Below are 24785 nucleotides of genomic sequence, written 5' to 3'. Positions count from 1 at the left end.
CTTCAGTTTTTATTTGCCGTTATGTACAAAATATACCCGCTGGTGAGGCATCTAAACGAAAAAGGGGGGATCAAACATGATAAAGTCAATAGTAATTTTTACCGATTATTATTCAAGAAATTTTTTCCATGTAAATACCGTCATATTTGGGACAACGCATAAAAAAGGGCTTCCTTCATAAATCAGGAAGCCCTCATACCCATATTATTCAAAAATAATTTTATCTACAGCCTGCCGGTCAAGTTTCTTAATTACTTCGACGATTAACTTCACCGTGTTTTCATAATCATCTCGATGAAGCATGGCGGCATGGGAATGAATATAACGGGTGGCGATCGTTATTGCAAGTGCCGGCACTCCCCCATCCGATACATGGATGGAGCCTGCATCGGTTCCGCCACCTGGAATCGATTCGTATTGGTAAGGAATATTATGTTCATCTGCAACATCGGTCACAAAATCCCTCAACCCTTTGTGGGCGACCATAGAAGCATCATAAATTACGACTTGCGGGCCTTTCCCCATTTTGCCAAGCGCTTCTCGCTCCGTAACACCCGGTGTATCGCCCGCAATACCCACGTCGAGAGCAAAACCGATATCAGGCTTGATTTTAAAGGTTGAAGTCCGTGAGCCGCGGAGGCCGACTTCTTCCTGTACCGCACCCACACCATATACGATATTAGGATGGTCCGTTCCATGTAATTGCTTTAAAACATCAATCACGATAGCGCAGCCAATCCGGTTATCCCACGCTTTAGCTAGCAGCATTTTTTCATTATTCATGACAGTGAACTCGAAATACGGGACAACCATATCCCCAGGGCGTACCCCCCAATCTTGTGCTTCCTCCCTTGAAGACGCTCCAATATCAATAAACATTTCCTTGATTTCAACCGGCTTTTTCCTTGCTTCCGGTGACAGGATATGTGGTGGCTTAGACCCAATAACACCTGTGACATCACCTTTTTTGGTGACAACAGTAACCCGTTGCGCAAGCATAACCTGCGACCACCATCCACCTACAGGCTGAAAACGCAAAAAGCCTTTCTCGTCAATTTGGGTGACCATAAATCCAACTTCATCGAGATGCCCGGTTAAAAGAATCTTCGGGCCATTTTCTTGGCCTGTTTTTCGAGCAATCAAGCTCCCTAATCCGTCTGTCGTGATCTCATCAGCATATGGCGTTATGTATTCCTTCATTACTTTTCTTACTTCCCCTTCATTGCCAGGGATGCCCTTTGCATCTGTTAGGTCCTTCAGCATTGTTAGCGTTTTATCCATATCAGCCATCAATAATGCCTCCTTTAAATATAATGATCATTAAAAACCTTGTTCTTGTCTTTGAAAATTCACTTTATTTTTTTGAAGATATGCTGCTTCCACCTGGCTGGCGGAAAATCCAAGCATGCCGCCAACATTTATGTCTTCCATGAACAACCTGCGATACTCCTCATGTGTTTATTCCATTCTGTACCTGTTGATTGCATCATTTTGAACCAGAAATTGTCCGGTCAAATCTTTTAGACGCGTTCTGCCGGCTCCCAGAACACGACTATTTCCGAGCAATGCCTAGCGAGAAAAAAAGTGGATGCCGTCTACATATTCCTCAAGGATAGTTTCTTCAGCTTAAGGCCCTTTTACACTCCAAAATTTATAACATCTAGTTTCATTCGCCAATTCTCCCAATTCGACCAAAAGAGCTAGATTTTTTTTACAAGATCCTCTCTTTCTCTAAACCATGGCCTGTTTCATTGTGCCATTGTAGCGCCGCCTGCATTTGCAATGTTTTGCAATCTCCATTCATTCACTACCTTTATTTTCTCTCCTGAAATTATAACAAACATCTGGTACCTATAGAAAACGTTAGCAAAAAGCATTCTATTAAGGCAATAAAAAACGCTTGGATTTTTCAAATTCCAAGCGTTCATATTCTATTCCCCTGCCTGGAAAAATTCTCTCCATGTTATCACGGTATATTTTTCCCTTAACAGATAAATCAAGACTGACAAAGAAACCACAAGAATTAACGCCATTGATGGACTAAATGCGGAAATATAACTGCCAAACACCGTATAAAAAAAAGCAAGAGGAATGTTCGTTAAAAATGAATAGTATGCGTAATCTTTAAATCCCTTCTTGTTTTCCATTAAACAAAGGGACAACAAATGATAATGGATAAATGGAATTAAACGCAGTATAGTAATTTGTGGAACATTGAGATTTCGATTTCCAAACAGTTTTTTAGGTTCAAAAGACGTTCCAGCATCTTTGGAAACCTATTGATCATAAAGAAAAATATGAAGCTTGCCAAAGTCAGGCCCATAATCGAATACACTGTCCCGGCAGTGGGTCCGAAAAGAATACCGCCAGCTACGCAAACAACTGCAACCGGAATAAATAAGAATTGCCTCAACAGATGAAACAGGATGAAAATGAATGGTGCGAACACGCTTCCCGCTCCAATGACTCCCAGTAGAAATGAAAGCTCTTCATTCATGGTATTCCTCCTCTATGATGCCGCCGCTAGAAGCTATTACAAGCATATACAGCAGCAGAAGCATATATGACGGTTAGAATTGAAAACTCGCAGTTTGGCGAGCTATATAAAGGCGAAGACAGATGTGAAGTTGCGTTTGAAAATGACCTCACATCCCTGATGGGGGACATTTTTCCTTCTCAACTACTTGAAAATGTCTTTCATCCCCCGATGAGGGATATTTCCCTTCCCTGACTCTCAGGTAAGCAAATAAATCACCAAAACCAGCTGAATCATCATCAGTAAAGGAAAGCCGATTCTAAAACTGAGGTGCCTGGTCTTATGGCGGAACTGGAACATTCCCGCTGTTGCGCCTATGGCCCCGCCAAGGACCGCCAGCAGCCAGAGCGTGTTTTCACTGATTCGATATTGCTGTTTTATCGCTTTGTCCTTATCTCGTTTCATCGTTATAAAAGCAATCAGATTGATAATAAATAAATATAGCATGAGTAAAGATGGCACACTGATCTTCCTTTCCCTAGATATATGTAAAAAGCCATCCTCAAACGACTCGAGAATGGCTTTTTAACAAGTTAAGTTCCGGCGCCTTACGCGCGCCTTCGCTTATCTTATTTATCTAATTGTTGTTTAGCTGCAGTAGCCAATTGCGCAAATGCTTGCTCATCAGCAATTGCAAGTTCAGCTAGCATTTTACGGTTTACATCGATGCCTGCAAGCTTCAAACCATGCATTAAACGGCTGTAAGAAAGACCGTTGATACGAGCAGCTGCGTTGATACGAGTGATCCACAGCTTGCGGAAGTCGCGCTTTTTCTGGCGACGATCGCGGAATGCATATTGCAAGGATTTCATTACCTGCTGGTTGGCAACTTTATATAATGTATGTTTGGAACCATAATAACCTTTAGCTAATTTAAGAACTTTTTTACGACGTTTGCGAGTAACAGTACCGCCTTTTACACGTGGCATGTTGTTTCCCTCCTATATAAATCGATGAAGTCGATATTACTTAATATTGTCTAACAAGTGGCGAATGCGTTTGAAGTCGCCTTTGCTTACAAGGCTTGCTTTGCGAAGCTTGCGCTTAGCTTTAGTGGATTTGTTTGCAAATAAGTGGCTAGTGTATGCGTGTGAACGCTTAAGCTTGCCAGATCCAGTTTTCTTGAAGCGCTTTGCAGCTCCGCGGTGAGTTTTCATTTTAGGCATAAGGTATTCCTCCTCATTACGATTACTTGTCGTTTTTCGGTGCTAGAATCAAGAACATGCTGCGGCCATCCATTTTTGGATGGGTTTCAATTGTCGCTACTTCTTTACATGCTTCGGAAAAACGGTCCAATACGCGCTGGCCGATTTCTTTATGCGTGATCGCGCGCCCTTTGAAGCGGATGGAAGCTTTCACTTTATCCCCTTTTTCAAGGAACTTGATCGCATTGCGAAGCTTTGTATTGAAATCATGTTCATCAATTGTCGGGCTCAATCGAACCTCTTTCAAACTAATGATCTTTTGGTTCTTGCGTGATTCTTTGTCTTTCTTTTGCTGCTCAAAACGGAATTTTCCGTAGTCCATGATACGGGCTACCGGAGGCTTTGCGTTTGCAGCAACTACAACTAAATCAAGATTTGCACGAGCGGCAATATCGAGTGCCTCGAATTTCGTTTTAATTCCCAGCTGTTCGCCGTTTTGGTCAATTAGACGAAGTTCACGGGCACGGATACCCTCGTTTACCATCATGTCTTTGCTAATAGTTAGCCACCTCCAAGGTTATTTAACGAATACACGTTGGGGAAAATTTCTGCAGTACATCATCCAAACTTACTCACCATGATATCGGCTGCACTAATCATTTAAGCAATAAAAAAGTGTGGATGCCTTAAACACCCACACATAATAGACTAAGTAGAATAAATCCAAATAATCAAATCATGGACCTGCCAACTGCAATTTATGAGCGTCAACCAGGTGAGAAGCGGGTGCTTCTTCTTTTCCTTAAACACGTATTCAATTCACCTAACAAAATATATCATAACCACGAATGCATGTCAAACATATTAATTGTTTTTCACAACAAAAATTATATTATCAAAATTAAAAAGGATTTGCAATATCTTTTTCATGTTTTTTGACATATATTTTTCTCCCAAAATAAAGGAGACACCCATTTTATTGGATGCCCCCCTCTTTATGGTTATTTATTTAATTTAACTTCTTCTGTAAGAGAACTCATAAACTCTTCAAATGAAATCGTTTCTGATTTTTGTTCTCCATATTTACGGACATTGACACTGCCCTCTTGGATTTCATTGTCTCCAACCACAAGCATATAAGGAATCTTCTGCATTTGTGCTTCACGAATCTTATAGCCAATTTTTTCATCCCGCTGGTCAAGTTCGACACGGAATCCTTCAGCCTGGAGCTTTTCCTGGACTTCCTTTGCATAATTCAGATGGACCTCAGGGGATACCGGGATAACCTGAACTTGGACAGGTGCAAGCCATGTTGGGAAAGCACCTTTATATTCTTCAATCAAGAATGCGACAAAACGTTCCATTGTCGATACAACTCCGCGGTGGATAACGACCGGGCGGTGAGGTTTTCCATCTTCCCCTACATAACTTAAATCAAAGCGTTCAGGCAATAAGAAATCAAGTTGGACCGTTGAAAGAGTTTCGTCTTTTCCTAATGCTGTACGTACCTGTACATCAAGCTTTGGACCATAGAATGCCGCTTCACCCTCTGCCTCGAAATAATCAAGGCCAAGTTCATCCATTGCTCCCTTAAGCATACCCTGAGCTTTTTCCCACATCGCATCGTCATCAAAGTACTTTTCAGTATCCTGCGGGTCACGGTAAGACAGGCGGAAAGAATAGTCACTTATGTTAAAGTCTTTATATACAGCAAGTATAAGGTTCACAACGCGCTTGAACTCTTCCTTGATCTGGTCAGGGCGAACAAAGATATGGGCATCATTCAAGGTCATGCCTCGTACACGCTGCAGGCCGGAAAGAGCCCCTGACATTTCATAGCGGTGCATGGTCCCAAGCTCGGCAATCCGGATTGGAAGCTCGCGGTAGCTGTGAATGCTGTTTTTGTATATCATCATGTGGTGCGGACAGTTCATCGGGCGCAAGACAAGCTGTTCATTATCCATGTCCATGACAGGAAACATGTCCTCATGATAATGATCCCAGTGGCCGGATGTTTTATATAGATCAACACTTCCCATGATTGGTGTATAAACATGGTTATAGCCTAAACGTTCTTCTTTATCAACAATATAGCGTTCGATCACTCGGCGGATTGTTGCACCTTTAGGCAACCATAACGGCATTCCCTGCCCAACTAATTGAGAGCTTGTGAAGAGGTTTAGTTCTTTCCCAAGCTTTCGGTGATCACGTTCTTTTGCTTCCTCAAGAAGACGCAGGTGTTCAGCTAAATCTTCTTTCTTGAAGAAGGCAGTCCCGTAAATTCTTTGCAGCATTTTGTTGTTGCTGTCGCCTCTCCAATAGGCGCCGGCGATGCTCATCAACTTGAATTCTTTGATTTTGCCTGTTGATGGCACATGGATGCCGCGGCAAAGGTCAAAAAATTCTCCCTGCTCGTATATGGTTACCTGTTCAGCAGACGGAATGGCCTCAATTAATTCCAGCTTATATTCGTCACCAATTTCTTTGAACCGGTCGACAGCCTCATTACGGCTAACTTCAACCCGGACCACATCCAGGTTTTCGTTAACAATTTTTTTCATTTCCTTTTCGATTTTCGGCAGGTCTTCAGGAGTAAGCGACTCTTCAAGGTCAACATCATAATAGAATCCACCCTCAATCACCGGGCCTACGCCAAATTTCGCGTTTTTATATAAGCGTTTGATCGCTTGCGCCATAAGGTGGGCTGTACTGTGGCGCAGGATCTCCAGCGCTTCCCCGCTGTCTTGGGTGATGATTTCAATCGGGCCATCACTTTCAACTGGCCGCTTTAAATCATATAACACACCATTAAATTTTCCTGCTATTGATTTTTTCTTTAATCCTGGGCTGATAGAGGCAGCAATTTCTTCTGTTGTCGTACCTTTCGGAAACTCCTTTACCGCCCCGTCAGGAAAAGTCACTTTGATCATGTCAGACATACAGGTTCACTCCTTTGTTTTCTTTAATAATCTGATGTAATACAATTGCCAGGGGCAAAGGAGTCTTCTGAAAAATAGAAAAAGCCCGCCCCTGTAATAAACAGGGACGAGCTTTGTAATGATCTTAAACCCGCGGTTCCACCCTCGTTTCATTTCACCTTCGCAGCAAAATGACACTCGTAACTAATAACGGCAGTTGTCCCGTCAGCCAATACTCGACCAAATCTTTCATAGCTGAAGTTTAGAGGTGGTAAGTGTTCTAACCGTGTTGGGAAGCTTTCAGCCCTGTCTTCCCTCTCTGGAAACCGCTTTTAGAATACCCATGTCCTCATCATTACTTTTTGACATAAATATGTTTTATAGTATGTAGGGTATTATAAAATGTTATGTACTTAAAATCAAGCTCTATTTAGCGGAAATGTCGAGGGCTATACAAACGGGTCTGAAGTATATTAATCTTGTCAAGTCTTCTCTTTAACGGCTGAAACTCGGTCAAAGGCGGTCAAAGGCCGGATAATGGTTCTTTCTTCAAAAATTCTAGTAATGGTATGCACCAGTCCTTCTTCTAATACGTCGGTGTATAGAAAAAGATGCTTAGGCGCAATTGATATAAGCGGCGCAAGGGCCGACCGGTCAATATAAACCGGGTTCTGTGCAAGAAATTTACGGTCTATCATCTTTAAAATTTCGCCTTTATCAAGTTTTTTATAGCTATCATCAAAAAAATGGAATCCGTTATGATGCAGCAGATGGAGAATGTCCATTTTCGGCTCGCGCTTATACAGAAAATCCCTTAGCATAGCGATAAAGCTTTGATAATCCTGTTCGAGCTTATATTCATCAATTGCGGCTTCTACATAGGTAATAAGGGAATCATAGAATGACTTAAGGCGGAAGGTTGCAAATGAATCAAATGAAAATGAAATTCTATCGGAAATAAAGGATCGGATCCCTTCATGAATGACCTGCTTTTCCCGTTCAAACACTTGGAGTCTGTCTCCATCCCTTTCCCCCTCTATAATCGAACAGGCAATCTCAATAATCGCATCTATTTCTTCTTGCTCCCGGTAAAAAAATTTATTCCGTAAAATCGATTCAAGCCAGGACGGTAGTTTATCCTCCAATAAAAAAGAATAAAGTACATCACTTAATAAAGATGAAAGATTTGGCAAATTATTGTCGTTTAACGTAATGAATAAACCTTGTTCAGGATTGAAATGTATATATTTATCGAGTTCTGTCCCAAATGGGTGGACAGAAACGTATTCAAGCAGCTTCCGTGCTTCCGATTCCGATTGAAAATGGATATAAACCAACAATACCCCCCCTAAACCCTGTCCTATTGATATGTATATGGGGTTATCTTATGGTTTAGAAGCAAAGCTAACTGGTTTTCCCACAGCAAAAAGCGCCTTTTTCGAATAAAGGCGCCTTTCTTTTTTTACCGGCGGCGGTTTTCACCCGAAAGCCGCAACGGTTCAGCCAAATATTTAATTCGTTCCATAATCCGTGCGGCCTTCACTTCCTCTTTTTCTCCACGTTGGGAAAAGGTCAAATGATTTTGCAGGCCGTCAAAATCGAAATTGGATGTAAAAAAGGTTGGAAGGTCTTCCAGCATACGGAATTGGAGAATTGGCCCCATTACTTCATCCCTCGCCCAACTGCTAACCGTTTCCGCACCAAAATCGTCGAGCATAAGGATAGGAGCCTTTTTCGCCATATCGATTTTGTCATTCAGCGTGTTATCGCTGATGGCTGATTTGATTTCCCTTATAAAATCAGGGACATATATAATTAAAGATGAAATTTGTTTATCTGCAAGCTTATTGGCTATCGCCCCAAGCAAATATGTTTTTCCTACACCAAAGCTGCCATACAAATAAAGCCCTTTTTCCTTCTTGCCCTGTACGTAACCTTCGACAAATGAAGTGGCTTTTTCAATTGCTTCTCTACGGCCTCCGGTTGTTCCATTCTGGTAGAAATCCCTTAACGAGGCAGAAAGAATGTCTTTTGGTATATACAGGCTCTGGATTAATTTTTCATGTGTTCTTTTTTGGTCATCGATCCTTTTACGTGGACAAACTTCATATTGCAAGTCGATTGAATTCCCCTGGATTACAAGTTTCGGGTGATATCCCTGCATCATATTGATACAACCATCAAGTCCCGGACATACTTTGCAATTTTTGCTTTGCGACGAGAATTCATACAGCTTCATTAAGCTTTTTTCTACCATTTCCTTTGTAATGCGTGAACTATTCTCATTTAGAAAAAGTCTGATTTGTTGATCATTCATGACTTGATTTCTTAAATGCTCATAGCGTCGCTGAAAATCACTATTATTTGACAGCTTATTCAAGGCATCGCTGATTTTTTGCATAGGAACACTTCACCCCCATCTAGAGATTATTGAGTCTATCCTCCATCTGCCGCTTCCATGCATCAAGATCAGTTTCATCCGGATTTTCCTTGTTTTCCTTATTTTCCTTGTTTTTCTTGTTTTCGCCGGATCTTACACTCTGTTCATCCTTCATCCAGTCCGGCACGATTTCTGTACGGATCGCTTTTCTGGCCGAGGTATTATTTTGCTTTTTCCCGGTGGCCCAAGACTGGTATTGGCGGTGCTCACTCTTAGCAAGTTCCATCGCATCTTTAACAGTAACGACTTTTTTACGCGCCCAATGGCTCGCGATTTTTTCACAGTAGGCTTTTGTCAGCTTCATATCTGTCTTGATCATAACATAGTCAATGAGGACATTGACTACCCCGGGATTCAGGTTTTGATTTAACATGATCCCTTCAATGATCTGCAGATCAGACTTTGAAGGCTCGCCACCCCCTGACAGCTGGATGAGACGTTCTCGTGGTGACACTGTTTCAAGCTGACGAATATACATTTCTTCCTTTGTTTCCGGTTCCCCATCCATTGGTGTAAGGTGTATGGCGGGTTGCATGCGGTCAGTTAGCGCGGGCATGCCGCTATGGTATTCAATCTGGTACCAATCCCGTGCAGCCTTGCGCAGTTCTTCCTCATCTATTTGGTCATCCGCATCCATAGAGCCCATGACAAGCTTTTGCATCTGAAATACATCAATCCCATACAAAAATGATAGCTTAGCAATTGTATCCATCACCTTAGGTGTAAAAGCCTTCTTAGGTACAAGAGCATTCTGAAGCCCTGAAAAAAACAATTCAAAATCGAACGTATTCTGAAAACCCTCGAGCTCCTTCGCAGACACTCTGCCAATGAACCTGTAGTTTTGTTGAGGCTTCAATTCTTCCATAGTTTCATCCGTCACATATAACGAGTCCAGATGATCTGAGGAAAAAACCTCTGTAAATGATTTGGTAACAGGCTTATATTCATCAACCTGGACTGCAGCATCGCAAAAAAACTTTTTCAGCCGTCCAAATTGCACCTTCCCCACTTTTTTGTACAGATAAATGTTCAACATTCCATCTGTAAAAAACTGTTCAGGAGATAGCGGCGGAAGCAATTCATAGAGAAACTGATTCTCTTCATCCGTTTTCTTTTTATAGACATTCAAAAGCCCGATTCCTTCAAGCTTTGTTCTGGCTTGAAAAATATCGCCTAATTTTAGCCCCATCGTGTTCATCAAATTGTAATGGAGGGAGGACTGTGACCACAGCCTGTTTTCTTCCAATTCACTCCAAAGGGTCATATACAGACTGACGGAAACCGGACCAATCAAAGGCTGATATAATAAAGTAATTACTTTTCTGTCATACTCGTGGACCAGCCCTGCCGACGAAACGGAATATCTGTCTACAGGGAGCAATTCGTGCCAATGCTTTGTCATACTCTTCAAACCTTTCTTTAAAAAACTGCCCATGCGAAGCTATGAAAAGCACGTATATACATTTATGTTCCCTTGCTGAATCATACAGGTAAGCGAAAATATATTCTGGCCGCGGGCCATTCCGCAGAGCTAAAAAAGAGCCAAAGCATCTAATTCTTCAGCTCTACTTTCTTTCTTTATTAATCAATTCCTTCAATTCATCAATGAATACATTAATATCTTTAAACTGGCGGTATACGGAGGCAAACCGAACATATGCGACTTCATCCACTTCAGCAAGCTTGTCCATTACCATTTCGCCGATATAGTCGCTCTTAATCTCGGAAATTCCGTTATTCCTAAGTTCTCTTTCGACATAATTCGTTATATTTTCCAATTCCTTCAATGCAACCGGCCGTTTTTCGCACGCTCTAATCAACCCACGCAAAATTTTGTCCCTGCTGAATTCTTCCCGGGTACCTTCTTTTTTCACAACGATAAGGGGAATTTCTTCTACCTTTTCAAATGTGGTAAATCGGTATCCGCAAACTTCACACTCTCTTCTGCGGCGGATGGACCGGCTTTCATCGACCGGACGGGAATCCAATACCCGCGTTCCGTTGTATTGACAGGACGGGCATTTCATAGTTTATCAGCTCCGTGTTCAGGGTCAGGTAAGTCCCCCAGCAAAAACTCTGAGAGAATCTTGTGTTATACATCAATCTTATAAAAAACCATCGAGCAGCACAAGAAGAAAAAAAAGGGCGTAATCAATGTGGATAACTCTCCGGTTAATACTAATCCTGAGATTGTTTTAAACTTAGGCGTTTTTTCCGGACCCAGTATACGTAAAGGATTGGTTAAGCGTATCATAAGCCCTCGTTACCTGTTGCCTTAATTGAGAATATATCCCGGTAAGCGATAAATTATCGGTTGAAACGGTAAAGTCCACTGCTATTTCAAATGGCTTCACCGAAATACAGGTCGCTACAATGGACAGCTTAGGGGAAGAATTTGATTCAACAAAAATTTCGCCACGATCCCTTGAAACGGATTTAATGGTAAATCGTTTTTTATCACTGTACAATTCTTCTATTACATTCAACGCCTGCTCGGCTTTTGCTTTGTAATAATGCGTCCTCAATTGCTCATCCACGTGGTTTTCCTTGGTTTCACACTGGCGGCTGTATCTGGAAGTTAAAGCTGTAAAAAATCCCAAAAAACATCATTCCCTAGATCTTATATTCACTAGCACATACGCTTTTGTTTTTCTCTTTTTCAAGGACATTATATATATATTTCTTCTCACGTGCAAAAAGGTTGGCCTCCTGATAAGCAAGTGATCAAAAAACAGCCCACTGTACCTTATACAGTGGGCTTAGCAAGAAGTTTCGATTTTATCCTACTTTCATTTCTTTGATAGCAAGCATTTCCTCACCAACATATTTAACCAGGTCGACCACTCTACAGGAATATCCCCACTCATTATCATACCATGCCAATACCTTAACTTTTCTTTCATCAATCACCATAGTGGATAACCCATCTATAATGGCTGAATGAGGGTTCGTATTGAAATCAATCGATACAAGCGGTTCTTCAGTGTAGGCAAGGATCCCTTTTAACGGTCCTGCTGCAGCTGTTTGAAACACTTCATTAATCTGTTCCGCTGTGACCTCTTGTTTTAAATCGACAACTAAATCAACTAATGAAACATTGGGAGTGGGTACCCGCAGTGCCATCCCGTGTAGTTTTCCCTTAAGCTGCGGCAATACTAGCGATAATGCTTTAGCCGCGCCCGTTGTCGTAGGGATGATACTTTGGGCACAGGCACGTGCACGACGCAAATCTTTGTGCGGATTATCAATATTCTTTTGGTCATTTGTATACGCATGCACGGTGGTCATTAAACCGTTTTCAATTCCGAACTGCTCATCCAGAACTTTAGCAACTGGAGCAAGACAGTTCGTGGTACAAGATGCATTGGAGATTACAAAATGTTTTTGAACATCAAGGGATTCTTCATTCACGCCCATTACAATAGTAACATCTTCATTTTTCCCTGGGGCTGTTAAGATGACTTTGCCAGCCCCGGCATCCAAATGTAGGGTGGCTTTCTCCCGATCATTGAATTTACCCGTAGCTTCTATCACAATATCTATATTCATCTCTTTCCAAGGTAGTTTGCTTGGATCGCGTTCGCTTAACAACTCTACTCGGTGTCCGCCCACAATGAGGGCCCCTTGTTCAGCTTCCACTTTTTCATCAAATTTACCATGATTGGTATCGTATTTAATTAAATGGGCCAACGTTTCCGCTGAATAGCTGGCATTGACCGCTACAATTTCCAGATTTCCATCCATGATTGCTTTTCGAAATACCATTCTACCAATTCTTCCAAAACCATTGATTGCTATTCGTGCCTTCATATTTCGGCACCTCCCGAATTAATGTTATACTTTATATGAATTATCTATAAATAGTATAACATAATAAACAGGCATTGTGATGATAAAAGAGTTTATTTTTTAAAATTTCTGCAAAAAAGTATGGCTAATCCTTCACGAAGCCTTTATTGGTATATTATAATGTGAATTCCCCACTCAAATTACTGTTAATTCCGCTTTTTACCCATAAAAAAGAAGGGACCCCTCAGCGAGTCCCTTCCTATCAGTTTTCACTATTCGTTTTTACGCCCCATCCAAGGAGTATTTCTTTCACCTGGCGTTTTGTTTCTTCAAAATCCCCGTTATTATCAATAATAGCATCTGCCAGGTTCCTTTTTTCAGAAAGCGGCATCTGTGACGAAATTCTGGCGAGGGCTTCTGACTTGGTAAACCCATTCCTTTTCATTAACCGCTCAATTTGTACATGTTCATTAACATAGATCAATAATGTTTTATCAACCATGGATGTAAGCTTGCTTTCAAATAGCAGCGGAATATCCATAAATACCGTTTCCTCTTCCCTATCAAAGGCAGAATCTTTCTGGCCTATCATTCTTTTTCTGACAGCCGGATGGACAATGCTGTTTAATAGGAGCCGTTTTTCTGTATCATGGAATATGATACTGCCTAATTTCTCCCGGTCTATCATTTTATCCTCCTGTAGTATCTCATCTCCAAAGGATTCAACGATTTGGGCGTAGGCTTCTTCACCTGGCTCGACAGCTTCCCTGGCCGCTATATCGGCATCAATAACGGTGAAACCTGATTCCTTGATAAATTCACTTACGCTGCTTTTTCCACTTGCAATACCGCCGGTTATTCCAATGACCTGTCTCATAAATGGCTCCTTTTGATAGTTTCAAAATTTCATAATTCCTATGATCATAAGCAAAACACCGGGAAGGAAGGATAATTTTTGTACAAATTTGTTGGATGCTAAAGCTTTCCCGGATTGAAGGCCTACAAAAATGAATAATGAGCTCATCACAGCAATGCTTGCTGACAGAATGGCCGGCGAAATACCGAGCATCGCCGCACCAATTCCAGCGCCAAACGCATCGAGGGACAACGCAAAACCGAGTACAAGCGCTTCTATTCCATTGATCGAGCCTGATTTATCGAAATCAGCAGTCATCGGTTTCTGAAGGATATTAATCACAACACCAAGCGACTTGATTTCATAATTAAAAATCAGTTTTTCGGCAGCATGGTTTTCCATTTGCTTTTCCGGCTTGAAATACTGGATCAATAACCAGATTCCAAGGATAAGTAAAATCATTCCCCCGGTTTTTTCTGCAGCGGCGCTTGAGATAAATTGTGCAATGAATTCCCCTATCATCATCGCGATTGCCAGACTAAAAGCCGAGCAGCACGCAATTACGGCAATCGATTTAAAAGGGATCCCTATTTTTCTCATGCCATACGTCAAACCGACACTAAACCCGTCGAGACTCACAGCAAATGCAAGAAATAAAAGCTGTATCCACATGTAAAACCGGCTCCTTCCTCGTTATTCACAACGATATTATATGGAAGGAGCAAATCCGATGTTAAAACGAATCCCCAAACCGGTTATGGTTTCGTCCCTGTTTACTTCTTATTTTGCTGGCAGTTCGGGCATATTGTTGTCCCCCTACCTCCAACAACATGTTTTTCAAGCGTGGTTCCACAGCGTTTACAATCCTCTCCCTTCCGTCCGTATACAAGCAACTCGAGTTGGAACATGCCAATTTGCCCCTGTGAATTGATATAGGAACGGATGGTGCTGCCCCCCTTTTCAACAGCTTCTGAGAGGGTATCTTTTATTTCTTTGTGAAGCGTCTTGATTTCCTCCGGTGTCAAAGAAGAAGCAATCCTTTCAGGGTGTATACCGGAGCGGAACAGAGCCTCATCCACATAAATATTACCGATGCCCACTACCACGGTTTGGTCAAGCAGGACAGGCTTAATCTTCCTGCCGGTTTTTGAAAGCTTTTCGGACAAATGCTGTACTGTAAATTCTGCTGATAAGGGCTCGGGCCCCAGATGAAGCAACGGAAGGTTGTTTTCTTCTTCCCCTTTTGCAAATAAATGCATAGTCCCGAACTTGCGGACATCCCGATAGCGGAGCACCGTTCCATCAGTAAAATGAAATAACACATGAGTATGCTTATCATAAGGCTCTTCAGAAGGGTAAACACCATATTTCCCCTCCATTCGCAAATGCGAAACCAATGAATAGGAATCAAGGTAGAAAATTAGAAACTTGCCGCGTCGGCCTATCCCTTGTATGGTCTGTCCCTTGAGGGCATCCCGAAACTGTTCAAATTGTTCGGGCGCTTTGATGATTTTTGGCCAAAATACCGAAACTTCTTTGATTGTTTTTCCAATTACAAGCTGTGCAAGCGTCCTTCTGATTGTTTCAACCTCTGGAAGCTCAGGCATAAAATCACCTTCGTTCATAAATATTCTGTAAGTGTAATTCGTTTTCGCCGGTTCACACGTTATTTAGCGTCAAACCATGTTGGCCCATAAGCATAATCCACTTTTAATGGCACCTTCAGTTCAATCGCGCGTTCCATTTCTTCCGGAACAATTTTCATTAACATTTCCAGTTCTTCCCGCGGTGCCTCAAATATCAGTTCATCATGCACTTGGAGTAATAGGCGGGCCTTCAAGTTTTCTTCCTCAAGGCGCTCGCTCATATTGATCATCGCAAGCTTGATGATATCTGCCGCACTTCCCTGAATCGGAGTATTCATAGCCGTTCTTTCTGCAAAGCTTCGTAAATTGAAATTACGGCTTGTGATTTCAGGAATATATCTGCGCCTTTGAAGAAGTGTGGTTGAATAGCCTTTTTGCTTGGCCTCATGAATGCTTTCCTTCATATAATCCTGGACACCTGGAAAGCTTTTAAGATATTGGTCTATGAACTTCCCTGCTTCTTTTCTTGTAATGCCAAGACTTTGCGATAAACCGTAATCACTAATACCATAAACAATTCCAAAGTTTACCGCCTTTGCATGCCGGCGCATATTCGGGGTGACTTCGTCTGCAGAAACGTGGAACACATCCATGGCGGTTTTTGTATGGATGTCCATGTCTGCCCTGAATGCCTCAATCAATCCCTCATCATTTGCGATATGGGCGAGCACACGCAGCTCAATCTGTGAATAGTCGGCCGCAAAAATAATCCAGTCCTCTTCAGAAGGGATGAAAGCCTGCCTAATTTTTCTGCCCTCTTCAAGCCTGATCGGTATGTTTTGCAGGTTCGGATCGGTCGAACTCAGACGGCCGGTTGCCGTTAGCGCCTGGTTAAAACGGGTATGCACCTTATGAGTTTCTTCCTCAACCACTTTTAAAAGCCCTTCAATATAGGTAGACTTCAGCTTACCGAGCTGGCGATAATGAAGAATCTCCATGACGATTTCATGCTCGTTTTCCAATTTTTCGAGTACATCAGCCGAAGTCGAATATCCGGTTTTGGTTTTCTTTACAACCGGCAGCCCCAGCTTTTCAAATAAAATTACACCGAGTTGCTTCGGGCTGTTAATGTTAAATGCTTCACCTGCAAGCTGATGGATCTTCTCTTCCGTCGCTCTCAGTCTCTGAGATAATTCGGTACCCATTGCCTTTAGCCTGTCCACGTCAACCTTAATGCCCTGAATTTCCATTTGTGCCAGGATCATGGCCAAAGGCATCTCCAGTTCCGTGAATAGCTTATACTGCTCATGTTCCTCAAGCGCTTTAACGATTGGCTCTTTCATCCTAAATATCGCTTCAGATTTACGGGCCAGATGTTCACCAAGCCTGTCTTCTCCCGGAACCGAACGTTTCGCTCCTTTGCCGTAGAAAGCTTCATCAGATTGGAGCTGGATACCGCTTTGGGATTTTGCTATCGCGGCCACATCGTCAACTGATTCCGACGGGTTCAAAATATAAGAAGCAAGGAATATATCAAAATCAACCCCTTTAAGCTCAATCCCCCTTCTTTTTAAGGCAACAATCGAGCGTTTTGCATCAAAGACAGCCTTTCTTTTTGAATCGTCAGCAGCCCACTTTTTGAACTCATCCGAACGAAGAGCTGTTTCAACAGGAATATAAAAATTCCCATTTTCATTGGACAATGAAAAGCCGATGATGTCTGCCCGGTGATAATTATCGTCCAATATTTCAATATATAAGGAGTTTTCATAGGTAAACAGGCTGTCACTGATGTCTTCCACCTTTTCAAACTCAATTGTCTCCTGGACAATATCCCCTTCTGCGTTTGTGTCATCCATTTTATCAAGCAATGACTGAAAGCCTAATTCTTTATATAAAGAAATCACTTTTGCCTTGTCCATTCCGTTGTAAACCGTATCTTCAAGCTTTACCTCAATCGGTGCCTCCCTAGTAATCGTTGCAAGCTGCTTGCTTAACACAGCCGAGTCTTTATTCTCATCGATTTTTTCTTGTAATTTTTGCCCCTTTACCTCATCAATCGATTCTAATAAATTCTCAATCGTTCCAAATTGATGCAACAGTTTAAGAGCAGTTTTTTCCCCGACACCTGGTATTCCCGGGATATTATCCGATGCATCTCCCATCAAGCCCTTCATATCAATAATCTGATGGGGTCCGATTCCGTACTTTTCCTGAATATGCTTAGGGGTATATTCCTCAATATCTGTAATGCCTTTTCGGGTTATACCAACAGTAGTTGACGGGGAGGAAAGCTGCGTCAAATCCTTATCGCCAGAAATAACCTTTACTTCAAAGCCAACCTTCTCCGCCTGTAGAGACAATGTCCCTATAATATCGTCCGCTTCATAATTCTCAAGCTCGTATTGAGAAATTCCAAAGCGCTTCAATAACTCCCGTATAAAAGGAAATTGCTCAGAAAGCTCTGGGGGCGTCTTTTGGCGCCCGCCCTTGTATTCCTTGAATGAAGCATGGCGGAAAGTTGTTTTTCCCGCGTCAAAAGCCACGAGTATATGGCTCGGTTTTTCTTCCTCAAGAATCTTGTTTAGCATCATTGTAAAGCCGTAAATGGAATTCGTATGAATCCCTTTATCATTATTAAGAAGCGGCAGCGCAAAAAAAGCTCGATATGCGATGCTGTTTCCATCAATCAAAACAATCTTTTTTCCCAATTTCAGGTCCCCCTAACTATCGATAAGGCTTGTGCAGGCCACTAGGACAAGATTAGAAAACTCGCCGATTGTACGGAGGAAATTTTTTATTTTCCTTCCAGCCAAAAAGCCGTTATAATCCTGAGTCTATTCTAACATGAGAATAGATCGAAAGAAAAATAACGGCTGTCTCAAGCTTTTAAAATGGAAAAGGCGAGGACGGGGTCGTGTCCTCACCTTTTCGGTTCCTTGGATGAAGGGGTTTTCATAAGTTATTGTAGGCCTCAGATATTAAGAAGGCTTGAATTAATTGTAAAAGTAATGTAAATCATTTCAACTTGCGAAATTTCCCCTTCATTCCTATCATAAATTCTTGTTAAAAATCACCGTAAAAGTGGTGCCCTTACCTGGCTGGCTATCAACGGTTATCTTTCCTTTATGTGCTTCGACTATATGCTTGACAATCGCAAGTCCAAGGCCAGTTCCCCCTGAATTTCGGCTTCTAGCCTTGTCCACCCGATAAAAACGCTCGAAGATACGTGGCAATTCTTCTTTCTCAATCCCAATGCCGGTATCGCGCACCGATGCTTTCACCGTCTTTTCATCCTCGGCTATGCTGATTTTCACCGACCCGCCTGGCCCCGTATAGTTCAACGCGTTAGTAATCAGGTTGATGAATATCTGCTTTATCCTGTATGAATCCCCTTTTATCGTAATCGGTCTTTCAGCGGCATGCAACGTCAAGGAAATATTTTTTTCATCCGCTTTTCCCTAAAGGATCTCACATGTCTCTTGAAGCAAGTGGGGCAGATCCAGGTTTTCAGTATTCAAGACAAATTCCTGCTGCTCGATTTTGGACAAATCCAAAAGCTCCTGTATCAAAGCCTGCATCCTGTCACTTTCTTTTAAGATAATGGATAAGAAATACTGTAAAGCTTCTTCATCCTTCATCGCCCCATCCAATAGGGTTTCAGAAAAACCTTTTATGGAAGTGATCGGCGTTTTTAGTTCGTGGGATACATTTGCCACAAAATCTTTTCTCACTTGCTCAAGCTTTTTCAATTCGGTGATGTCATGCAAGACGACTAGGACACCTTTCCATTCATCATGGTTGCCAATGATCGGCGCCCCATACACTTCAAAATGCTTTCGTTCAATCGCCAGAGGAATGAGGAGCTGGCGCTTAATGCTTTGTTCGATCATGAAAATCTCTTCTATAATATGAATGATTTCCTTATGGCGTATTACCTCATAGTATAACCTATAGAGGATATCAGATGCTTCAACATTGAAAAGTTCCTTGTATTCGCGGTTAATCAAAGTAACATAACCTTTGTTATCGATCAGCATCACACCGCTGCCGATATTTTCGATCAGGGTCTCGAGGCGATCCTGCTGCATTTCCCTTGCAATCTCCATCTCCTGAAGATTTCTTGCTAGGATGTTAAGGGATGTACTCAAGCCCCCAGCAATATCGGAACGGTCTTCATATGTACGTGCCCGGTAATTCCCCTTGGCCAATTCGATTGCGGTCGTGGCAGCGGATTCGATCGGGCGGGTATATCTCATGGCTATCCTGCTTCCAATTAAGATGATAGCAATTAGTGAAGCCCCGATACTGCCTATCAGGATCCACCACATTTGGCGGTTCGCCTTTTGCAGGACATCCATTTCATTGCTCAGAACAACATACCCTTCAACTTTATTATCCTTTTCAATCGCTTTCCAATAATAATGCAGATTAGGAGATCCCTTGACCACTTCTGATCCTTCCCTGCTGGTTCCTTTTGCTTCCATAACCTGTCGTAATATATCCGCATGGTTTTCCGGTAGGTTTTTTCTATTTGTATGCGAATCATAAAGCATCGTTCCGTTTTTAGATATAAGGGTGAAATGCGATCCCAGTAAAGCTGTCAGTTCGGTTTGGCTGCCTTCTCTTAAAAAATTGTTGATACCGCCAATTTCTTTAATATAGTTGGAGATAAAGAGAGTTTCTTTATGGGCTCTTTCATTAAAATAATTTACGTAATGACCTTTAAATAATTGCCCTAACAGCAGGCCGGTCGCTGCTAAAACAACGATGATCAGACTAATTAAAGCCAAAAGAAGCTTGGTCCTGAACTTTGTCATTCTCCCTTGGGCTCCTCAAGCTTGTAGCCTAACCCCCGTATGGTTTTAATATACAGTGGTTTCTTTGTGTTTTGTTCAATTTTTTCTCGGAGGTGGGAGATATGGACATCTACGATCCTCGTGTCACCTGCAAAGTCATAATTCCAAACAGCGCTCAGCAGCTGATCCCTTGTTAATACCCTGCCCTTATGCTTAGCAAGGTAAAGAAGCAATTCAAACTCCTTGGGTGTCAATTCAAGCTGGTCCTCCTCAAAAAATGCTTCATAACGATCAGGGTAAATCTTTAAATCACCAAATTTAAATAGCTCACCATCTTCCTCAGGTGCTACATCCTTTAATTCTGACTGAATTTGTGACCGCCGGAGTATGGCCTTTACGCGCGCTACTACCTCTCGAGGACTGAACGGTTTGGTCATATAGTCGTCGGCACCCAGCTCCAGGCCAAGTACTTTATCAAATTCATCATCTTTTGCCGTAAGCATCAGAATCGGTACCATCACTTTTTGCTGGCGTAGCTGTTTGCACACTTCAATTCCATCAAGCTTTGGAAGCATTAAATCCAAGATGATCAAATCAGGATTGATTTCAAGTGCGAGATTTTTGCCTTCCTCTCCATCCATTGCTGTGGCAACGGAATAACCGGCCTGCTCTAGATTGTATTGAAGCAGTGTCAGTATAGATTTTTCATCATCCACAACGAGAACTTTTTTTGCCATGGCTTCCTCCTGAAAATATAGTACCCCAATATATATAATTTCGCCTTCATCCACTCTTATTATAAAGAAAAAAAAGTAGCAGGAAAACTTTTTTCACGTAGTTCCAACTTTGTGCCTGCATGCGAAACCTAAAAAAGAAGATGTACCATAAGGGACATCACCCTTTTGGTACATCTTCTTACAACTTCTTTTTTTTAGCAGCATTATCCCACCGTCTCCATTACTAATTGCTGTTCGCAAGTTTGAAAAAAAGAGGGTGCCCAGGGAAATGGTCCATCGGGCTTGAACCCAATGTTCATTTGGACAACCTCTTTTAATATAGCGAAAAAAGATTACTGAAGTACTTGCATAACGCTTTTTACAGAATCTGCAGATTTAGCAAGCGCCGCCTTTTCATCTTCTTTAAGTTCAAGTTCTATGATTTTTTCGATCCCGCCAGACCCAAGGATCGTAGGGACACCAAGATAGATACCTTTAAAACCATATTCCCCTTCAAGATAAGCAATGGAAGGAATGACACGGCGCTGATCTTTAAGGATCGCTTCTGCCATTTCAACTAGTGAAGCAGCAGGTGCATAGTAAGCGCTGCCGTTTCCAAGAAGGTTAACGATTTCGCCTCCGCCTTTACGGGTGCGTTCAACGATCGCTTCCAGCCGCTCTTTAGGAATAAGGGTCTCAAGCGGGATTCCGCCTGCATAAGAATAGCGCACCAGCGGCACCATATCATCTCCATGACCGCCTAATACAAATCCGCTAATGTCTTTAACTGACAAGTTAAGTTCCTGTGCCACAAACGTACGGAAACGTGCTGTGTCAAGAACGCCAGATTGTCCGATCACACGGTTTTTAGGAAATCCGGATTCCTTGAATACAGTGTAAGTCATAGCGTCAACCGGGTTAGTAAGTACAATGATCGTCGTGTTTGGCGAATATTTTACGATTTCCCGGGTAACTGATTTCATGACCTTCTGGTTTGTCTGCACCAAGTCATCACGGCTCATGCCTGGCTTTCGTGCAATCCCCGCAGTGATAATTACGATATCTGAATCTGTCGTATCTTCATAGTTTGAAGTACCGATGATATTTGCATCGAATCCTTGAACCGGACTGGCTTCAAGCATATCAAGCGCTTTCCCTTTAGTGGGATATTCCGCTTGCGGAATATCCACCAGCACGACGTCGCCCAGCTCCCTTTGCGCTAATAAAAAAGCAGTAGTGGCACCTGTAAAACCGGCACCGATTACAGAGATTTTTTTGCGTTTCATGGACATGTCAGTTTCCTCCCCCGCGATTATGTAGAAAACTTTCATTTCTGGCTTCCCTTGCTGGTAAAAAAATATAATAAAGCAATCCGGATGGCAACTTTTCAGCACCATCCGGATGATTTTCAAAATCTATGAGGTAATTCCTGGTATTAAAGGTTTTTAATTAATTCATCAGCAAATTCGGAGCATTTAACTTCAGTAGCACCTTCCATTAGGCGTGCGAAGTCATATGTTACAACTTTAGAAGAAATTGTATTCTCAACGGAACTAATGATAGATTTAGCTGCTTCTGTCCAGCCTAGGTGTTCAAGCATCAACACGCCTGAAAGAAGAACAGAAGATGGATTTACCTTATCAAGACCTGCATATTTTGGAGCAGTTCCATGGGTAGCTTCAAAGATAGCATGTCCAGTTTCATAGTTTATGTTTGCCCCTGGAGCAATACCGATACCGCCAACCTGAGCTGCAAGTGCATCAGAAATGTAGTCACCATTCAGGTTCATTGTAGCTACTACATCAAATTCTTTTGGACGGGTAAGGATTTGCTGAAGGAAGATATCAGCAATGGAATCCTTAATAATGATTTTGCCCTCAGCTTCAGCTTCAGCCTGCGCTTTGTTGGCAGCTTCAGAACCTTGTTCTTCTTTGATACGGTCATATTGGGCCCATGTGAATACTTTATCGCCAAATTCCTGTTCAGCTAATTCATAGCCCCAGTTTTTGAATGCCCCTTCAGTGAACTTCATGATATTCCCTTTATGTACCAAAGTCACAGACTTACGGCCTTCTTTTATTGCATAATTGATGGCAGCGCGCACAAGGCGTTTAGTTCCCTCTTCGGAAACCGGCTTGATTCCGATACCAGAAGTTTCAGGGAAACGGATTTTAGAAACACCCATTTCATTTTGCAGGAAGTCTAGTAATTTCTGTACTTCTTCAGATCCTTTCGCATACTCGATACCTGCGTAAATGTCTTCCGTATTTTCACGGAAAATAACCATGTCAGTATCCTCAGGGCGTTTTACTGGGGAAGGAACGCCTTCAAAATAACGCACCGGGCGCAAGCATGTAAATAGGTCTAATTCCTGGCGAAGAGCAACGTTTAATGAACGGATCCCGCCACCAATCGGCGTTGTAAGAGGTCCCTTAATAGCAATAAGATACTCGCTGATTACATCAAGCGTTTCCTGTGGAAGCCATTCGCCTGTCTGGTTGAAAGCCTTCTCCCCTGCAAGCACTTCTTTCCACACGATACTCTTCTCACCGTTATAAGCTTTTTCAACTGCTGCTTCAAGTACGCGTGAAGCTGCCGCCCAGATATCCGGTCCGATACCGTCTCCCTCAATGAAAGGGATAACCGGGTTGTTAGGTACCTGTAATCTACCATTCTCTACTGTAATTTTTTCACCTTGTGTCATGACTATACCTCCATTTGCAAATTCAAAGGTTAGTGGTTTGATATATACCAGCTAACCTCTTTATCTCACAATTATTAATTTACTATATAATCGCTAAATTAAAAAATAAAATAATTATCTTTTTTCCACCGGCACATATTTTTGCATTCCAGGACCAATATATTCAGCGCGAGGACGGATTAGACGGTTGTTTTCGTATTGTTCAAGAATATGCGCCAGCCATCCTGAAGTACGGCTTACCGCGAATATTGGCGTAAAAAGGTCATGGTCAATGCCAAGGCTGTGGTACACAGAAGCTGAGTAGAAATCCACGTTTGGCGGAAGATTCTTTTGCGAAGTGACCAAGTCCTCGATTTTGACAGACATATCGTAGTATTGGGATTGACCTGTAATCTCAGTCAATTTTTGGGACATATGTTTTAGATGCTTCGCTCGTGGATCCCCATTCCGGTATACACGGTGACCGAAGCCCATGATCTTCTCCTTGTTTTCTAACTTCCTGTTAATATAGGATTCTACGTTTTCCACAGCGCCGATTTCAGTAAGCATCTTCATTACTGCTTCATTCGCTCCGCCATGCAACGGGCCTTTTAGCGCTGCGATGGCTGCAGTTAGCCCTGAATAGATGTCAGATAATGTAGCTACGGCAACACGGGCTGTAAAGGTAGAAGCGTTTAATTCGTGGTCTGCATGCAGCACTAGCGCTTTGTTGAAGGCTTCTTCTTCAATTGCCGTCGGTTCTTTGCCGCTAAGCATATATAGGAAGTTAGCTGCAAAGCTTAGGTCCGTACGGGGCGCAACCGGCTCAAGCCCCTTTCTAACACGAGCAAAAGCGGTAACGATTGTTGGAATCTGTGCTTGCAGCCGGATTGCTTTTCGGTAGTTTGCATCATCCGACATATCATCCGCTTCATCATCATAAAGGCCCAGGAGTGAAATTGCTGTGCGCAGAGCGGCCATCGGGTGAACTTTCTCAATCGGATACATTTTGAAATGGTCAAGCACTTCCTTAGGCACACTGGCATTTTCTGCAAGCTGCTGAGTCAGCAGCGCCAATTCGCCCCTATTAGGAAGACTTCGGTGCCATAATAAATAGATTACTTCCTCGAAGGTAGCATTTTCAGCGAGATCATCGATATCGTAGCCTACATAAGTTAACGTATCATCAATGATTGAACTGATAGATGAAGTTGTTGCAACTATTCCTTCCAGACCCTTTGTTACTGACATACAAAACATCTCCTTTTCTAGAATAATCCCCTTTTCCCTTGTCCTCCCGCTTGTAAAAGTACAGCG

The 24785-nt window shown here is 42.3% G+C and carries 25 protein-coding genes, 1 pseudogene and 2 other annotated features; of the genes and pseudogenes, 1 reads left to right on the top strand and 25 read right to left on the bottom strand.

Translation table 11 applies throughout. From position 1 onward, the window contains the following. Positions 1-204: 204 nt before the first annotated feature. From CUU64_RS19670 to CUU64_RS22985, 5 genes are all read right to left on the bottom strand, one after another. The gene (locus CUU64_RS19670; RefSeq protein WP_101635363.1) at positions 205-1290 is read right to left on the bottom strand and encodes a M42 family metallopeptidase; all 1086 of its coding nucleotides are present in this window, start codon (positions 1288-1290) and stop codon (positions 205-207) included. Between the two features lie 30 nt (positions 1291-1320). Further along, positions 1321-1431 carry a dUTP diphosphatase gene (locus CUU64_RS22810; RefSeq protein WP_257985603.1) on the bottom strand — a complete coding sequence of 37 codons (111 nt, stop codon included), beginning with the start codon at positions 1429-1431 and terminating at the stop codon, positions 1321-1323. A gap of 195 nt (positions 1432-1626) precedes the next feature. After that, a complete protein-coding gene (locus CUU64_RS22805; RefSeq protein ID WP_257985608.1) occupies positions 1627-1677 on the bottom strand; it encodes a dUTP diphosphatase in 51 nt (16 codons plus the stop codon). 71 nt (positions 1678-1748) lie between these two features. After that, positions 1749-1928, bottom strand: coding sequence for a hypothetical protein (locus CUU64_RS19660; RefSeq protein ID WP_101635362.1), 180 nt, complete (start codon positions 1926-1928; stop codon positions 1749-1751). A gap of 257 nt (positions 1929-2185) precedes the next feature. Beyond that, positions 2186-2497, bottom strand: coding sequence for a TVP38/TMEM64 family protein (locus CUU64_RS22985; RefSeq protein WP_308302399.1), 312 nt, complete (start codon positions 2495-2497; stop codon positions 2186-2188). 66 nt (positions 2498-2563) lie between these two features. Between CUU64_RS22985 and CUU64_RS22230 the strand changes: the two genes are divergently transcribed. Beyond that, the gene (locus CUU64_RS22230) at positions 2564-2731 is read left to right on the top strand and encodes a hypothetical protein (RefSeq protein WP_180954686.1); all 168 of its coding nucleotides are present in this window, start codon (positions 2564-2566) and stop codon (positions 2729-2731) included. Between the two features lie 3 nt (positions 2732-2734). Here CUU64_RS22230 and CUU64_RS19650 read toward each other — a convergent pair whose 3' ends face one another. The 20 genes and pseudogenes from CUU64_RS19650 to citZ all read right to left on the bottom strand — a co-directional run bounded on the left by CUU64_RS19650 (position 2735) and on the right by citZ (position 24719). Then, a complete protein-coding gene (locus CUU64_RS19650; RefSeq protein WP_257985602.1) occupies positions 2735-2998 on the bottom strand; it encodes a DUF1294 domain-containing protein in 264 nt (87 codons plus the stop codon). Between the two features lie 107 nt (positions 2999-3105). Beyond that, a complete protein-coding gene (gene rplT, locus CUU64_RS19645) occupies positions 3106-3465 on the bottom strand; it encodes a 50S ribosomal protein L20 (protein WP_101635361.1) in 360 nt (119 codons plus the stop codon). A gap of 36 nt (positions 3466-3501) precedes the next feature. Next, the gene (gene rpmI / locus CUU64_RS19640; protein WP_101635360.1) at positions 3502-3702 is read right to left on the bottom strand and encodes a 50S ribosomal protein L35; all 201 of its coding nucleotides are present in this window, start codon (positions 3700-3702) and stop codon (positions 3502-3504) included. A gap of 22 nt (positions 3703-3724) precedes the next feature. Continuing rightward, the gene (gene infC / locus CUU64_RS19635) at positions 3725-4228 is read right to left on the bottom strand and encodes a translation initiation factor IF-3 (protein WP_142383661.1); all 504 of its coding nucleotides are present in this window, start codon (positions 4226-4228) and stop codon (positions 3725-3727) included. Positions 4229-4344: 116 nt separating this feature from the next. After that, positions 4345-4485: a sequence feature (ribosomal protein L20 leader region), on the bottom strand. A gap of 197 nt (positions 4486-4682) precedes the next feature. After that, positions 4683-6620: a threonine--tRNA ligase gene (gene thrS, locus CUU64_RS19630; protein ID WP_101635359.1), complete on the bottom strand. Its 1938-nt coding sequence runs from the start codon at positions 6618-6620 to the stop codon at positions 4683-4685. A gap of 99 nt (positions 6621-6719) precedes the next feature. Beyond that, positions 6720-6964: a binding site (T-box leader), on the bottom strand. 117 nt (positions 6965-7081) lie between these two features. Beyond that, positions 7082-7936 carry a sporulation protein YtxC gene (ytxC, locus tag CUU64_RS19625; protein WP_180954685.1) on the bottom strand — a complete coding sequence of 285 codons (855 nt, stop codon included), beginning with the start codon at positions 7934-7936 and terminating at the stop codon, positions 7082-7084. 125 nt (positions 7937-8061) lie between these two features. Further along, on the bottom strand, positions 8062-9000 hold the full coding sequence (dnaI, locus tag CUU64_RS19620) for a primosomal protein DnaI (RefSeq protein WP_101635357.1): 939 nt from the start codon (positions 8998-9000) through the stop codon (positions 8062-8064). Between the two features lie 19 nt (positions 9001-9019). Then, the gene (locus tag CUU64_RS19615) at positions 9020-10441 is read right to left on the bottom strand and encodes a replication initiation and membrane attachment family protein (RefSeq protein ID WP_101635356.1); all 1422 of its coding nucleotides are present in this window, start codon (positions 10439-10441) and stop codon (positions 9020-9022) included. Positions 10442-10604: 163 nt separating this feature from the next. Continuing rightward, entirely contained in the window at positions 10605-11066 is a 462-nt protein-coding gene (nrdR, locus tag CUU64_RS19610; protein ID WP_101635355.1) for a transcriptional regulator NrdR, read from the bottom strand. Between the two features lie 174 nt (positions 11067-11240). Then, positions 11241-11639: a cytosolic protein gene (locus CUU64_RS19605; RefSeq protein WP_101635354.1), complete on the bottom strand. Its 399-nt coding sequence runs from the start codon at positions 11637-11639 to the stop codon at positions 11241-11243. Between the two features lie 178 nt (positions 11640-11817). Continuing rightward, complete coding sequence (locus tag CUU64_RS19600; RefSeq protein WP_101635353.1) at positions 11818-12849, bottom strand: glyceraldehyde-3-phosphate dehydrogenase; 1032 nt, start codon at positions 12847-12849, stop codon at positions 11818-11820. Between the two features lie 241 nt (positions 12850-13090). Then, on the bottom strand, positions 13091-13705 hold the full coding sequence (gene coaE, locus CUU64_RS19595; protein ID WP_101635352.1) for a dephospho-CoA kinase: 615 nt from the start codon (positions 13703-13705) through the stop codon (positions 13091-13093). 21 nt (positions 13706-13726) lie between these two features. Then, positions 13727-14356, bottom strand: coding sequence for a sporulation membrane protein YtaF (gene ytaF / locus CUU64_RS19590; protein WP_101635351.1), 630 nt, complete (start codon positions 14354-14356; stop codon positions 13727-13729). Positions 14357-14457: 101 nt separating this feature from the next. Then, positions 14458-15291, bottom strand: a complete 834-nt coding sequence (gene mutM, locus CUU64_RS19585) for a DNA-formamidopyrimidine glycosylase (protein ID WP_101635350.1) — start codon at positions 15289-15291, stop codon at positions 14458-14460. 59 nt (positions 15292-15350) lie between these two features. After that, the gene (gene polA / locus CUU64_RS19580) at positions 15351-17981 is read right to left on the bottom strand and encodes a DNA polymerase I (RefSeq protein ID WP_101635349.1); all 2631 of its coding nucleotides are present in this window, start codon (positions 17979-17981) and stop codon (positions 15351-15353) included. Between the two features lie 342 nt (positions 17982-18323). Continuing rightward, positions 18324-20090: pseudogene (pnpS, locus tag CUU64_RS19575) on the bottom strand (two-component system histidine kinase PnpS). Further along, positions 20087-20806: a response regulator transcription factor gene (locus CUU64_RS19570; protein ID WP_101635348.1), complete on the bottom strand. Its 720-nt coding sequence runs from the start codon at positions 20804-20806 to the stop codon at positions 20087-20089. The pseudogene pnpS and the gene CUU64_RS19570 overlap by 4 nt, the downstream one beginning before the upstream one ends. A 332-nt stretch (positions 20807-21138) precedes the next feature. Next, positions 21139-22077, bottom strand: a complete 939-nt coding sequence (gene mdh / locus CUU64_RS19565) for a malate dehydrogenase (protein WP_101635467.1) — start codon at positions 22075-22077, stop codon at positions 21139-21141. Between the two features lie 143 nt (positions 22078-22220). Further along, positions 22221-23489: an NADP-dependent isocitrate dehydrogenase gene (gene icd, locus CUU64_RS19560; protein WP_101635347.1), complete on the bottom strand. Its 1269-nt coding sequence runs from the start codon at positions 23487-23489 to the stop codon at positions 22221-22223. Between the two features lie 114 nt (positions 23490-23603). Further along, on the bottom strand, positions 23604-24719 hold the full coding sequence (gene citZ / locus CUU64_RS19555; protein ID WP_101635346.1) for a citrate synthase: 1116 nt from the start codon (positions 24717-24719) through the stop codon (positions 23604-23606). Positions 24720-24785 lie beyond the last annotated feature (66 nt).

Origin of the sequence: Bacillus sp. V5-8f, from assembly GCF_002863565.1 — a bacterium.
Lineage (GTDB): Bacteria > Bacillota > Bacilli > Bacillales > DSM-1321 > Peribacillus.
Note: the sequence above shows the minus strand (reverse complement) of the source record. Positions and strands in the feature narration are given on the sequence as shown.

Excerpts from the sequence above, each read along its gene's own strand:
- CUU64_RS22230 (WP_180954686.1), top strand. The coding sequence starts at position 2,564 with ATGACGGTTAGAATTGAAAACTCGCAGTTTGGCGAGCTATATAAAGGC.
- CUU64_RS19600 (WP_101635353.1), bottom strand. The coding sequence starts at position 12,849 with ATGAAGGCACGAATAGCAATCAATGGTTTTGGAAGAATTGGTAGAATG.
- CUU64_RS19660 (WP_101635362.1), bottom strand. The coding sequence starts at position 1,928 with ATGAACGCTTGGAATTTGAAAAATCCAAGCGTTTTTTATTGCCTTAAT.
- infC (WP_142383661.1), bottom strand. The coding sequence starts at position 4,228 with ATGATGGTAAACGAGGGTATCCGTGCCCGTGAACTTCGTCTAATTGAC.
- icd (WP_101635347.1), bottom strand. The coding sequence starts at position 23,489 with ATGACACAAGGTGAAAAAATTACAGTAGAGAATGGTAGATTACAGGTA.
- CUU64_RS19570 (WP_101635348.1), bottom strand. The coding sequence starts at position 20,806 with ATGGCAAAAAAAGTTCTCGTTGTGGATGATGAAAAATCTATACTGACA.
- thrS (WP_101635359.1), bottom strand. The coding sequence starts at position 6,620 with ATGTCTGACATGATCAAAGTGACTTTTCCTGACGGGGCGGTAAAGGAG.
- mdh (WP_101635467.1), bottom strand. The coding sequence starts at position 22,077 with ATGTCCATGAAACGCAAAAAAATCTCTGTAATCGGTGCCGGTTTTACA.
- nrdR (WP_101635355.1), bottom strand. The coding sequence starts at position 11,066 with ATGAAATGCCCGTCCTGTCAATACAACGGAACGCGGGTATTGGATTCC.
- citZ (WP_101635346.1), bottom strand. The coding sequence starts at position 24,719 with ATGTCAGTAACAAAGGGTCTGGAAGGAATAGTTGCAACAACTTCATCT.
- CUU64_RS22985 (WP_308302399.1), bottom strand. The coding sequence starts at position 2,497 with ATGAATGAAGAGCTTTCATTTCTACTGGGAGTCATTGGAGCGGGAAGC.
- coaE (WP_101635352.1), bottom strand. The coding sequence starts at position 13,705 with ATGAGACAGGTCATTGGAATAACCGGCGGTATTGCAAGTGGAAAAAGC.
- ytaF (WP_101635351.1), bottom strand. The coding sequence starts at position 14,356 with ATGTGGATACAGCTTTTATTTCTTGCATTTGCTGTGAGTCTCGACGGG.
- rpmI (WP_101635360.1), bottom strand. The coding sequence starts at position 3,702 with ATGCCTAAAATGAAAACTCACCGCGGAGCTGCAAAGCGCTTCAAGAAA.
- CUU64_RS22810 (WP_257985603.1), bottom strand. The coding sequence starts at position 1,431 with ATGGAAGACATAAATGTTGGCGGCATGCTTGGATTTTCCGCCAGCCAG.
- dnaI (WP_101635357.1), bottom strand. The coding sequence starts at position 9,000 with ATGCAAAAAATCAGCGATGCCTTGAATAAGCTGTCAAATAATAGTGAT.
- mutM (WP_101635350.1), bottom strand. The coding sequence starts at position 15,291 with ATGCCTGAGCTTCCAGAGGTTGAAACAATCAGAAGGACGCTTGCACAG.
- rplT (WP_101635361.1), bottom strand. The coding sequence starts at position 3,465 with ATGCCACGTGTAAAAGGCGGTACTGTTACTCGCAAACGTCGTAAAAAA.
- CUU64_RS19670 (WP_101635363.1), bottom strand. The coding sequence starts at position 1,290 with ATGGCTGATATGGATAAAACGCTAACAATGCTGAAGGACCTAACAGAT.
- CUU64_RS19615 (WP_101635356.1), bottom strand. The coding sequence starts at position 10,441 with ATGACAAAGCATTGGCACGAATTGCTCCCTGTAGACAGATATTCCGTT.